Origin of the sequence: Sodalis sp. dw_96, from assembly GCF_018449575.1 — a bacterium.
Lineage (GTDB): Bacteria > Pseudomonadota > Gammaproteobacteria > Enterobacterales > Enterobacteriaceae > Acerihabitans.
In genome coordinates this window covers 75269-88014 of sequence record NZ_JAAVUT010000011.1, presented here as the reverse complement: position 1 = coordinate 88014, position 12746 = coordinate 75269, and the positions used below count along the sequence as shown (strand labels likewise).

General features: G+C 57.9%; 12 protein-coding genes. 6 read left to right on the top strand and 6 right to left on the bottom strand.

The window, feature by feature from the left end:
• Positions 1-136 precede the first annotated feature (136 nt).
• Positions 137-658: a thiol peroxidase gene (gene tpx, locus HB631_RS16960; protein WP_213992352.1), complete on the top strand. Its 522-nt coding sequence runs from the start codon at positions 137-139 to the stop codon at positions 656-658.
• A 109-nt stretch (positions 659-767) separates the two neighbouring features.
• Here the strand turns inward: tpx and tyrR are convergent, their stop codons facing one another.
• From tyrR to pspA, 6 genes are all read right to left on the bottom strand, one after another.
• Positions 768-2339: a transcriptional regulator TyrR gene (gene tyrR / locus HB631_RS16955; RefSeq protein ID WP_213992351.1), complete on the bottom strand. Its 1572-nt coding sequence runs from the start codon at positions 2337-2339 to the stop codon at positions 768-770.
• A 127-nt stretch (positions 2340-2466) separates the two neighbouring features.
• Positions 2467-3534 carry a TIGR01620 family protein gene (locus tag HB631_RS16950; protein ID WP_213992424.1) on the bottom strand — a complete coding sequence of 356 codons (1068 nt, stop codon included), beginning with the start codon at positions 3532-3534 and terminating at the stop codon, positions 2467-2469.
• 62 nt (positions 3535-3596) lie between these two features.
• Positions 3597-4991, bottom strand: a complete 1395-nt coding sequence (locus HB631_RS16945; RefSeq protein WP_213992350.1) for a YcjX family protein — start codon at positions 4989-4991, stop codon at positions 3597-3599.
• Between the two features lie 188 nt (positions 4992-5179).
• Positions 5180-5533, bottom strand: a complete 354-nt coding sequence (gene pspC, locus HB631_RS16940) for an envelope stress response membrane protein PspC (RefSeq protein WP_213992349.1) — start codon at positions 5531-5533, stop codon at positions 5180-5182.
• A 1-nt stretch (position 5534) separates the two neighbouring features.
• The gene (pspB, locus tag HB631_RS16935) at positions 5535-5768 is read right to left on the bottom strand and encodes an envelope stress response membrane protein PspB (RefSeq protein ID WP_213992348.1); all 234 of its coding nucleotides are present in this window, start codon (positions 5766-5768) and stop codon (positions 5535-5537) included.
• 190 nt (positions 5769-5958) lie between these two features.
• Entirely contained in the window at positions 5959-6624 is a 666-nt protein-coding gene (pspA, locus tag HB631_RS16930; protein ID WP_213992347.1) for a phage shock protein PspA, read from the bottom strand.
• A 208-nt stretch (positions 6625-6832) separates the two neighbouring features.
• Between pspA and pspF the strand changes: the two genes are divergently transcribed.
• The 5 genes from pspF to sapD all read left to right on the top strand — a co-directional run bounded on the left by pspF (position 6833) and on the right by sapD (position 12745).
• Positions 6833-7822, top strand: a complete 990-nt coding sequence (gene pspF / locus HB631_RS16925) for a phage shock protein operon transcriptional activator (RefSeq protein WP_213992346.1) — start codon at positions 6833-6835, stop codon at positions 7820-7822.
• Positions 7823-8261: 439 nt separating this feature from the next.
• Positions 8262-9914 (top strand): ABC transporter substrate-binding protein SapA, encoded by a 1653-nt coding sequence (gene sapA / locus HB631_RS16920; RefSeq protein WP_213992345.1) that lies wholly within the window; start codon positions 8262-8264, stop codon positions 9912-9914.
• Complete coding sequence (sapB, locus tag HB631_RS16915; protein WP_213992344.1) at positions 9911-10876, top strand: putrescine export ABC transporter permease SapB; 966 nt, start codon at positions 9911-9913, stop codon at positions 10874-10876. Before sapA ends, sapB begins: the two co-directional genes overlap by 4 nt.
• Positions 10863-11753: a putrescine export ABC transporter permease SapC gene (sapC, locus tag HB631_RS16910; protein WP_213992343.1), complete on the top strand. Its 891-nt coding sequence runs from the start codon at positions 10863-10865 to the stop codon at positions 11751-11753. Before sapB ends, sapC begins: the two co-directional genes overlap by 14 nt.
• Complete coding sequence (sapD, locus tag HB631_RS16905; protein WP_213992342.1) at positions 11753-12745, top strand: putrescine export ABC transporter ATP-binding protein SapD; 993 nt, start codon at positions 11753-11755, stop codon at positions 12743-12745. The genes sapC and sapD overlap by 1 nt, the downstream gene beginning before the upstream one ends.
• The last annotated feature ends 1 nt before the right edge of the window (position 12746 follow it).

The following is a 12746-nucleotide window of genomic DNA, read 5'->3' as shown; positions in this document are numbered from 1 at the left end:
AGGATATAAACCCTGTTAATTTAGAAAGTTATTATTGTAAAATTCCGGCTATCATCGTTTTTCGTCATCTTTTAGACTGGATTTGGTGTTAATGCGGCGCCAATGACAACAAGCAATGCACAACAAGGAATCCAGTATGGCAGAAACTGTCTATTTTCAGGGTAATCCGGTTAAGGTAGCGGATGCGTTACCGCGGCCCGGTGATAGGGCCCAGGACTTTTCGCTGGTGGCCAAAGATCTCTCAGACATAACGTTAAACAACCATACCGGCAAACGCAAGGTGCTGAGTATCTTCCCCAGTATCGATACCTGCGTTTGCGCCGCCTCGGTGCGCCGCTTCAACCACATGGCCGACGACCTGGAGAATACCGTGGTGCTGTGTATTTCCGCCGATTTACCGTTCGCCCAGTCACGCTTTTGCGGTACGGAAGGATTGCACCGCGTCATCACCTTATCTACCCTGCGGGATGGGCAATTCATGCGCCGCTACGGGGTGGAAATTACCGACGGTCCGCTGAAAGGGCTTACCGCACGGGCGGTAATGGTGCTGGATGAGCATAATAAGGTGCTGTACAGCCAACTGGTGGAGGAAATCACCCATGAACCGGATTACCCGCGGGCGCTGGCGGCACTGAAGGAGACCCCGGCCAATTATTGATGGTCCTGTCCAGTGGGATACAGTGTGTAAAAGGTTTCCGGCTTTGATAACCGGGCTTGAGCGCGCGAGCTTTCTGAGGTCATAGGGGAACGACCTTACCGGCGTCATGTTAAGCGTCTTCGTCCTCGTCGGTTTTTTTGCCGCTCAGACCGTACTCGCGCAATTTGTTGGCGATGGCGGTGTGGGATACCCCCAGTCGTTTCGCCAGCTTACGGGTACTGGGATAGGTACGATAAAGCCTGGTGAGCACCGTACGTTCGAACCTTTTACTGATATCGTCCAGAGAACCGTCCATCACCTCTTCGGACATCGGCAGCGACAGGGCGAAATCCGGCAGGTCGATATCATCGACGCCCATTATCGGGCCCTCCAATTGCGCCATGGCGCGATAAAGTACATTTTTCAGCTGCCGGACGTTGCCCGGCCAGGGGTATTGCCTCAGCATGGCGATTAATTCAGGGGCCGGCTTCGGCCGCGGAACCCCCTGCTCGTCGCAAAAACGGGCGATAAACAACGACGTGAGAGGCGTGATATCGTCCGGTCGCTCCCGCAGCGGCGGCAGATTAAGGGTCAATACGTTCAGGCGGTAATAAAGATCCTCGCGAAACTGCCCTTGGTGCACCAGCTCCAGCAGATTTTTCTGGGTGGCGCAGATGACCCGGACATCCACATGCATTTCCTGATCTTCCCCCACCCGGCGAAAGGTTCCGTCATTCAGGAAACGCAGCAACTTGCTTTGCATCCTGGGGGACATCTCGCCAATCTCATCCAATAGCACCGAACCGCCGCCGGCCTGTTCGAAAAAGCCCTTTTTGCTTTCCAACGCGTTGGGATAGGCGCCGGCGGCATGGCCGAACAATTCGCTTTCCGCCACATCATCCGGCAGCGCGGCGCAGTTCAGGGCCAGAAACGGCTGTCTACCGCGCGCGCTGCGCAAATGGCAGGCGTGGGCCACCAGGTCTTTACCGGTGCCGGTCTCGCCGACGATCAGCAGCGGCGCATCCAGCATGGCCAGTTTGCGCGCATGGTCCACCACCTGGCGCATTTTGCCGCTGGCGGCGATGATATGGCCGAATTCGCTGTCGTCGCCGGGACCGGTTTCCTGCAATTGTCGTCCCATGCGTACCGCGGATTTAAGCAGTATTACCGCCCCGCCCGCCGCCGGTTTGCCGTTATCGTCCGCCAGCCGCACGGGGGTGATTTCCATTAGAAAATCCTGCCCCGCCAACACCACCCGCCGGCTTTCGGGGGCGGGCCGCTCATTCTCCAGCCAGCGGGTAAAATTAAACCCGCCGATAAAACCGCCGATGGGCTGGTGACGCATTTTTTCCGCCGTCAGGTTGAACAGCGCCAGGGCCGCCGGATTAGTCAGCTCCACTTTGCCTTTGAGGTCCATGGACAACACCGGTTCGGGCATCGCGGCCAGTAATGCCTCCAGGGCGAGGTGCTCCCGCTCGGAAGGCATGAATGCCAGGGTGCGCACATCGGTGACGCCTTTGATGCGGCGAATCTCCGCCATCAGCGTGGGAAAGGTGTCCAGCTCCAACAGTGCGACATTTACATAAATTCTGCCGGCGGGATCGATTTCGATGCCGCGCAAATCGATATTGCGCGTGGCCAGCAGGTCCAGCAGTTCCCGGGCCAAGCCAAGGCGATCTTCACAAAAAACCTCTAAACGCATGCCGCGCCTCTTCACGAAAGGTGGACCCATCATGGCGCTATCATACGTGGCGGCGCGGCCGGGAAGAAGTCATCTGTCACAAAAAGTTGACAGATGGAAAGAAAATCAGCCATCGAAGGCCCGCCTATCAGGATGGACTTTTTCGCTCCAGCAGCGATTTTAACTGGCCGATGAGTTCACGGCGGTAATCTCCCAGGCGCGGCTTGTCGCCGTCTATCCAGGGCAAAGGGCGGCAAAGCTCCATTGCCTTGATGCCCAGACGCGCGGTGAGCAGCCCGGCCCCCATGCCCTGTGCGGCGCGGGCCGAAAGCCGGGCGGCCAGATCCTGCGACATCCAGTCCATGCCCACTTCGCGGACCCATTCGCTGACGCCGGCAAAGGCGATATTCAGCAATACCAGGCGGAATAGCCGGAGGCGGCTGTAATACCCCACTTCGATACCGTATATCGCCGCGATTCGATTGATTAATCTCAGATTGCGCCAGGCGATAAATCCCATATCCACCACCGCCAGGGGACTGACCGCAATCATCAGGGCGGATTCGGCGGCTGAGCGGCTGATTTCGCGCCGGGCGCGGCGGTCGATAACCGGCTGCACCATGCGGGCATACAGCCCTACCACCTCCCGGTCGCTGTGGGTATCTTGCAGCGCGGCGAGCCACTGACGCAAGGCTGGATGACCCTGTTCGATACCGGCCCGGCCGGCCAGGCGCAGGCAAAATTCCCGACCCTGGCCGATAGCGTGGCTGCGCAGCAGCTCGCCGGCGAGATCTCGCTGTTCGGCCCGTTGCCGCAAACGATAGAGCTGTCGCCACTCCGCGGCCAGAGAACCGGCTCCCGCCAGCAGCACCAGCGTTCCCGCCCCCAGGGTGCCCAGGGCAAACCAATCCTGCTGCTGCCAGGCCCGCTCAAACCAAGATCCCATTTGTGCCAGTCCGCTTAACACGAACAATCCGATGCCGGCCATCACCATGCGGCGCCAGATACTGCGTTTGGGTTTTAACGCCGCCTCCATCCAGTTTTCCGGCAGCGCCTCTTCGGCCTCAGGGTCGGCGGACAGCGGCTCGAATGAGGTTTCCTGCCGCGCGTCAAAAACCTGCGCTGCCCGCAGTGAAAGTTCCACGGGGTCCGCAACCGGCTGATCGAAATCAATGCGGGGTTTAAGGCTATCTGCACCCGGCGCATGGGCGCCCATGCCGGGTTTATTGGACTCCGCACCCGTTCGGTGGGCATCCATGCCGGGTTTATTGGCTTCAGTCATCGCAGTTTATCCCCCAGTAGAAACTCCATCACCGTATCCAGGCGAATATGGGGCAACGGGATATCCGGGTCCATCTCCCGCGGCCGGAAATTTTCGAATTGAAAGCCCTGCTTATGCCAGAACGCGGCGCCGGGCAGGCGCGGGGGAACTTCACCGGGATAGACGGTTAACGGCTGATTGTCGCTCAGTCTGAACCCCTGCAGCGCAGGGATGTTTTTGCCCTGGAACGCCACCATGCCGCCCTGAGTCGCCTGCACCGAGGCCAACCCGGCGCAGTCCATGGCGATGCCTTCGAAGGCGGCATTCTGCCAGGCATCCTGAATAAGCTGCTGCAGGAGAGATACCAGATTGACCTGCTGATCGGCGGTAATATGATCCGCTTTGCTGGCGGCAAACATCAGCTTATCGATACAAGGTGAAAACAGCCGTCGGTAAAGCGTGCGTTTGCCGTAATGGAAACTGCGCATCAGTTGGCTCAGCGCCAGGCGCATATCGTTAAACGCGTGGGGGCCGCTGTTCAAAGACTGCAGGCAGTCCACCAGCACGATCTGGCGATCAAAACCGGTGAAATGATCTTTATAAAACCCCTTCACCACGGTCTGGCAATAATAGTGATAACGCTCCCTCAGCATGCCGAGGTTGGTGGTTTTCGCCGCCTGGACCAGTTGGCTTTCCGACAGGGTTCCCCCCGCCGGCCAGGGGAAAAATTGCAGCGCCGGCGCATCCGCCATGTCGCCGGGCAGCACAAAGCGTCCCGGCTGGATAAAATGCAGGCCCTGCTGTTTGCAGTGCAGTAAATAACGGGTGTATTCAGCGGCAATCTCACCCAGCGCCCGTTCATCCGCGGGCGCCAGGGGGTCGAGGCCGGCGCATTTTTTCAGCCAGGGGTCGGCCCATAAAGCGCGATCTCCCTGCAATAATCCGGCCATCTGGCCGGACCAGCCCAGGTAATCCTGTTCCAGCATCGGTAAATCCAGCAGCCACTCGCCGGGATAGTCGACGATTTCGAGATACAGGGTGCCGGTATCCTTCAGATGGCGCCACAGCGCATCGCGGGAGCGATAACGCAGCGCCAGCCGAATTTCACTGACGCCGCGGGTCGGCTGGGGCCAGGCGGGGGGCAGGCCGTACAGCGCGGCGAGGCCTTCGTCATAGGCGAAACGGGAAATACCCAGGTGGCGCTGCGGCACCCGTTTGGCCCCCAGCAGGCGGCCGTCCCGCGCCGCCGAAAACATCGGCAGGCGCGCGCCGTTGTTCACCATCAGCAGTTGATTGACGAGAGAAGTAATAAAGGCGGTTTTGCCGCTGCGGCTCAATCCGGTGACCGCCAGGCGCAGACGGCGATCGATGCCGCGATTCACCCATTGATTCAGAGCATCCATTTCTGTCATCCCATAAAGCAAAGATAGATGATGCCGCGCATTTCATCGTCAGGCAAATTTGCCGCCCGGCGCTTTTGTCCAAAACCGGCGCTCTGATTTGCTCAATTCAGTGACCGGATGACAAAACCGGCGCTCTGGTTTGCTCAATACGGTGACCGGATGACAAATCCGGCGACTGCCTTTGTTATAATTACTTGCTATAACTGACGGAATTTGTTACGCAGGCCGAAGGCTTCTGAGGTCACATACCGCTCAACTCCGCGCAAATGCTGCTCGCTGTCCTTAAACTGCATCTCCAGCAGATCCAACTGGCGGCCGGGGGGTATGGAGGCCGAATCATTGCCGTCCGCCGGCGCCGGCTCCAGCCAAAAGGCGAGGATGACGTATGCGATAAGGGTCAGCATAAACAAACCGAAAAATATCGACAGCACGGCAATTATGCGCACCAGCCGCACCGGTATATCAAAATAGTGGGCCACACCGGCGCAAACTCCCTTAATCATGCCCTCGTCGGGCCGGCGATACAGCCGTTTTTTGGATATTCCGTTCATTTTATTGCTGCCTCCAGTCGGGGTATTCCGCATCCAGAATATCCTCCAGCGCCCGGATACGCGTCTGCATCCGCCGCGCCTCTTCCTGGAGCTGCGTCAATCGCCGGGCATCCTGCGTCTGAAATAGCGACCCCTGCCGACGGCGATTGCCATAATGCAACCACAGCCATACCGGGGCCACAAACAGCAAAAACACGGTCAAGGGTATGGAGAGCACAATCAACACTGCAGTCATGATGACTCCTTATCATCGGTAAATCCGGCACCGGACCCGGTCAATGCCTGCACCAATTATACCCGTCATACTTCAAGATGCAGGTGCGTTGGCTTTCCTCGCTCACCCCAGTCACTTACCTGAGTAAGCTCCTGGGGATTCACTGCGTTGCCGCCTTCCTGCAACTCGAATTACTTAGGGTATATGCTCATTATTCGATTTTATTCATTTGCGCTTTCAGGGCCGCCAGCTGCTGGCTGATTTCATCATCCGCCTTCAGCTCGGCGAACTGCTGGTCCAGAGATTTCTCCTTGCCGAAACCAACGCTTTCGGCTTCCGCCTCCATACTATCGATACGGCGTTCGAACTGTTCGAACCTGGCCATGGCTTCATCGATTTTTCCGCTATCCAGCTGACGGCGGATATCCCGGGTAGACGCGGCGGCCTGATGACGCAGCGCCAGGGTTTTCTGGCGGGCGCGGGTTTCCGCCAGCTTATTCTCCAATTCGCCTATTTCGCGTTTCATGCGATCCAGGGTTTCTTCAATGACCGACACGTCCTGGCGCAGAGCGGCGACAATTTTGGTCAGTCGCTGTTTTTCCATCAGCGCGGCGCGCGCCAGGTCCTCTTTGTTTTTATTTAGGGCCAGTTCGGCTTTTGCCTGCCAGTCGGCCTGCTGGGTTTCCCCCTGGTCGATGCGTCGCAACAGCTGTTTCTTTTCCGCCAATGCCTGGGCGGAGGTGGTACGCACCTCAACCAGGGTATCCTCCATTTCCTGGATCATCAGGCGGACCAATTTTTCCGGATCTTCCGCCTTATCCAGCAATGCATTGATATTGGCGTTCACGATATCGGTGAAACGAGAAAAAATACCCATTGCAGATCCCCTTTATACATAGCCGGTTAACGTCTGAAAAAGTGTTCGTTATGAACATGCCTTACAGAAGTCCATTACAAGTAACATGCCAAGATAATGGACATTTTAATACATTGATTTTTAAACTATTTCATAATTACTCTTCTGTTGCTCTTCCTGATACTTCCGCTATAGTGATTATATAGACTAACTGTTGGCGAAATTAACCATGGCCGATCACCACGAAAACCTGCTGGGCCAATCCAATAATTTTCTGGAAGTGCTGGAGCAGGTCTCCAAGTTGGCGCGACTGAATAAACCGGTATTGGTTATCGGCGAACGGGGCACCGGCAAAGAACTGATAGCCCGGCGGCTCCATTACCTCTCCCCGCGCTGGCAGGGTCCTTTCATTTCCCTTAACTGCGCCGCCCTGAATGAAAACCTGCTGGATTCGGAACTGTTCGGCCACGAGGCGGGGGCTTTTACCGGCGCGCAAAAACGGCACCAGGGGCGGTTCGAGCGGGCGGACGGCGGTACGCTGTTTCTGGATGAGCTGGCCACCGCGCCGATGATGGTGCAGGAAAAATTATTGCGGGTCATTGAATACGGCGAACTCGAGCGGGTGGGAGGCAGCCAGCCGTTGCAGGTGGATGTACGGCTGGTCTGCGCCACCCATGCCGATTTGCCCCGCCTGGCCAAAGCCGGCGACTTCCGCGCCGATCTGCTGGACCGGCTGGCGTTTGATGTGGTGGCGCTGCCGCCGCTGCGGGAAAGGCAGCAGGATATTATGGTGATGGCGGAGCATTTCGCCATCCAGATGTGCCGGGAAATCGATATGCTGCTGTTTCCCGGCTTTACGCCGACGGCGCGTCAAACGCTGCTGGATTATGGCTGGCCCGGCAATGTCAGGGAGCTGAAAAACGTGGTGGAGAGGTCAATTTACCGTCACGGCAGCAGCGAGCGGCCGTTGGATGTGATTCTGCTCGATCCTTTCGCCGCGGTGAAAACCGCCGTCGAGGACGATCTCCCCGCCGGCGCCACGGCGGCGCTGCCACTGGATTTGAAATCCTGGCTCGAACAGCAGGAAAAGCGGTGGATTGAACGGGCGCTGGCGCAGGCGCGGTATAATCAGCGCCAGGCCGCCGACCTGTTGTCATTGAGCTATCATCAGCTGCGCGGGATAATGAAGAAGCACGCCATCAAGGTGAGTACTCAGTGATGGAAAAACACGACATCATCGTATGCAGGCAGTGATGGAAAAACACGCCATCATCGTATGCATACGGTGATGGAAGTAACACGTCTGCACGATAAGCATTCAGTGATGATCGTCATAACCCCGGCCACCATGGCAAAAAAAAACCAGCCCGTAGGCTGGCGGAAATGATATTGGAAGCAATGTGAGCAATGTCGTACCAACAAACGGAAAGAACTTTTCCGCTCATCAGTGGTGACATGATAATAGTTCTCACTATCACATGTAAAGCCTTTTGATGATAATTGTTCTCATTAACCCTCTCAATCTAAGGGGCTTTTAGACCGATTCACGTCGATTGCCGCTTTTACCGGCTATCCCGCCGGTTTATTGACGGCATAAATTGGGTGTCGCGCCAGAGTAAGGTAAACTGGAACCATTATCCGGTCGGATCCAAGTGGTTATGGGAATAAAACGTTTTTCAATACTGGCGCTCTTGTGGGCGACCATCACGGCGTTAACCGGCCTGCGCGTTATGGCGGCCGAGACCTCCCCGCCTCCCGATATTCGGCAAAGCGGCTTTGTTTATTGCGTGAATGGCTTACTGAATACCTTCAACCCGCAAATGGCCAGCAGCGGGCTGACGGTGGATACCCTGTCGGCGCAAATCTACGATCGCCTGCTGGATGTGGATCCCTATACCTATCGGCTGATTCCCGAGCTGGCGCAGAGCTGGGAAGTGCTGGACAACGGCGCGACCTACCGTTTCCATTTGCGAAAAAATGTCCCCTTTCAGCATACCGCCTGGTTTACCCCCACCCGCGACCTCAATGCGGATGACGTGGTGTTCAGCTTTGCGCGCATGTTCGATACCCATCACCCTTACCACGAGGTAAACGGCGGCGACTATCCCTATTTCGACAGCCTGCAGTTCCCCGACTCGGTGCAAAGCGTGCGCAAGCTGGACAACGACACGGTGGAATTTCGTCTCAACAGCCCGGACGCCTCCTTTCTCTGGCATATCGCCACCCATTACGCGCCGGTGCTGTCCGAGGAGTACGCCGAGCAGCTCACCGCCGCCGGCCGGCAGGAACAGATCGATCGCCAACCGGTGGGCACCGGGCCTTTTATGCTTAACGAATACCGTGCCGGCCAGTTTATCCGCCTGCTGCGCCATGACAATTACTGGCGGGGCCGGCCGCGGATGGCCCAGGTGGTTATCGATCTGGGGGCCGGCGGCATCGGTCGTTTGTCCAAATTATTGACCGGGGAGTGCGATGTACTGGCCTATCCTGCCGCCAGCCAGCTGCCGATTCTGCGCGACGATCCGCGCCTGCGACTGACGCTGCGCCCGGGGATGAACATCGCCTATCTGGCGTTCAATACCGCCAAGCCGCCGCTGGACGATGTGCGGGTGCGGCAGGCCATCGCCCTGTCCATCAACAATCAGCGCCTGATGCAGTCCATTTATTACGGCACCGCCGAGACCGCCGCCTCGATCCTGCCGCGCGCCTCCTGGGCCTATGACAACGATGCCAAGGTCAGCGAATATAACCCCGATAAGGCGCGGGCGCTCCTGCACTCCATCGGTAAAGACAAGTTGGAATTGCGTTTATGGGTGCCCACCGCGTCGCAATCCTATAACCCCAGCCCGCTGAAAACCGCCGAATTGATCCAGGCGGATTTGGCCCAGGTGGGCATCAAGGTGATTATCGTCCCGGTGGAGGGCCGTTTCCAGGAAGCCAGGCTGATGACCATGAACCACGACCTGACGCTGGCGGGCTGGTCCACGGACAGTAACGACCCGGACAGTTTTTTCCGGCCGTTGCTCAGCTGCGCCGCGATCCGCTCGCAAACCAATTATGCTCATTGGTGCCAGCCCCAGTTCGATCAATTGCTGCACTCGGCGCTGCTGTCGCAACAGCTTTCCGGACGGATGGAGACTTACCGCGACGCCCAACATATGCTTGAAGAGCAGTTGCCGGTGCTGCCCCTGGCGTCGTCGCTGCGCCTGCAGGCCTATCGTTACGATATCAAGGGATTGGTGCTCAGCCCCTTCGGCAATGCCTCCTTTGCCGGGGTTTACCGGGAAGATTCCCAGGAACCGAAACCATGATTATATTTATTCTGCGCCGGCTGTTGCTGCTGCTGATTACGCTGTTTTTCCTGTCGCTGGTGGGCTTTAGCCTCAGTTATTTCACGCCCAGCGCACCGTTGAGCGGCGCGGCGATTACCGATGCCTACTTCTATTATTTCAACAGTCTGCTGCATCTGAATTTCGGCGTGTCCAGCATTAACGGCCAGGCCATCGGCCAGCAGCTGCGCGAGGTGTTTCCCGCCACGCTGGAACTCTGCATACTGGCCTTCCTGCTGGCGCTGATAATCGGTATTCCCCTGGGCGTTATCGCCGGGGTGACGCGCAACAGATGGCAGGATATCGGCATCAGCATCTTCGCCTTGCTGGGCCTGTCAATGCCGGTTTTCTGGCTGGCATTGCTGCTGACGCTGTTTTTCGCGCTGCATCTCGGCTGGTTTCCGGTCTCCGGACGTTATGACCTGCTCTATCAGATTAAACCGGTTACCGGCTTCGCCCTGCTGGATGCATGGATCTCCGATTCACCTTACCGCCATGAGATGATCACCAGCACCCTGCGGCATATGGTGCTGCCCATCATCGCCCTGGCGGTGGCCCCCACCACCGAGGTGATCCGGTTGATGCGCATCAGCACCGACCAGGTCTTCGCCCAGAATTACATCAAGGCGGCGGCCACCCGCGGTTTGACGCTGTTCACCATTATCCGCCGGCATGTTTTACATAACGCCTTGCCCCCCATTATTCCCAAGCTGGGACTGCAATTTTCCACCATGCTGACGCTGGCCATGATTACCGAGGTGGTGTTCAGCTGGCCGGGGGTGGGTCGCTGGTTGATTAACGCCATACGCCAGCAGGATTACGCCGCCATTTCCGCCGGCGTGATGGTGGTGGGGTCGCTGGTGATTGCCGTCAATGTGCTGGCGGATGTGGTTGGCGCGCTGGCCAATCCGCTACGTCATAAGGAGTGGTATGCTCTCCGATAACATTTATCGCGAAAAACGCATGCCCAGCCCGCTGCGTTATATCTGGCGCATTTTTTACCATGACGCCATGTCGATGATCGGCCTGTACGGTTTTATCCTGCTGATCCTGCTGTGCGTGTTCGGTTCGCTGGTAGCGCCCTATGCACTGGATCAACAGTTTCTCGGCTATCAGCTCCTGCCGCCCTCGTGGTCGCGCTACGGCGATGTCTCGTTCTTTCTGGGCACCGACGATCTGGGCCGCGATGTGCTCAGCCGCCTAATCACCGGCACCGCCCCCACCTTCGGCGCGGCGCTGCTGTTGACCATCCTGGCCTCGGTCTTCGGCCTGCTGCTGGGGGTGCTGGCGGGCATCAGCCACGGCCTGCGCTCGGCGGCCCTCAACCATGTGCTGGACACCCTGCTCTCCATTCCGTCGCTGCTGCTGGCCATCGTGGTGGTGGCGTTTACCGGCCCCTCCCTCGGCCACGCCATGCTGGCGGTGGGGCTGGCTATTTTACCGCGCATCGTGCGCACGGTGTACGACGCGGTACATGACGAATTGGAGAAGGAGTATGTGCTGGCGGTGCGCATTGACGGCGCATCGATGCCGCATATCCTGCGCTATGCGGTATTGCCTAATATCGCCAGCGTACTGGTCTCCGATTTCACCCGCGCCCTGTCCATGGCGATTCTGGATATCGCCGCCCTCGGTTTTCTCGATCTCGGGGCGCAGTTGCCGTCGCCGGAATGGGGCGCCATGATGGGGGATACGCTGGAATTGGTCTATGCCGCGCCCTGGACCGTGATGCTGCCGGGAGGCGCCATTATGTTAAGTGTGCTGATCGTGAATATTTTGGGCGACGGCATCCGTCGCGCCATGATTGCGGAGGTGGAATAATGCCGTTAATGGACATCCGTAATCTCACGATTGAATTCATGACCGCCGAAGGACCGGTGAAAGCGGTGGATCGGGTCAGTTTTACCCTGGTGGAAGGGGAAGTACGCGGCCTGGTGGGGGAATCCGGCTCCGGCAAAAGCCTGATAGCCAAGGCCATCTGCGGCGTCACCAAAGATAACTGGCGGGTCACGGCGGACCGGTTCCGCTTCGACGATATCGATTTATTGCAGCTGACCCCGCGCCAGCGGCGCCGGTTGGTGGGCCACAATGTCTCGATGATTTTCCAGGAGCCGCAGTCCTGTCTCGATCCTTCGGAAACCATCGGCCGCCAGTTGATCCAGGTGATCCCGGGCTGGACTTACAAAGGCCTGTGGTGGCAGCGGTTCGGCTGGCGTAAACGCCGGGCCATCGAGCTGCTGCACCGGGTGGGCATCAAGGATCATAAAAATATCATGGGCAGTTACCCTTACGAGCTCACCGAGGGGGAGTGTCAAAAGGTGATGATCGCCATCGCCCTGGCCAATCAGCCCAGGCTGCTGATTGCCGACGAGCCCACCAACGCCATGGAACCCACCACCCAGGCGCAGATATTCCGGCTGCTGGCGGGGCTGAACCAGAACAACAACACCACTATTTTGCTTATCAGCCACGATATCCAGATGATGAGCAAATGGGCCGACCGTATCAATGTGCTCTATTGCGGCCAGACGGTGGAGAGCGCCTCATGCGAGGAGCTGATCGCCACTCCGCATCATCCCTATACCCAGGCGCTGATCCGCGCCATTCCGGATTTCGGCCGCTCCATGCCGCCCAAAAGCCGGCTCAATACCCTGCCCGGCGGCATCCCATCCCTGGAACACCTGCCCATCGGCTGCCGCCTGGGGCCGCGCTGCCCTTACGCGCAGAAAACCTGTATTGAAATGCCGCCCCTGGAGCCGATAAAAACCCATTGGTTCGCCTGTCATTTTCCGCTCAATATGGAGGGACAATAAG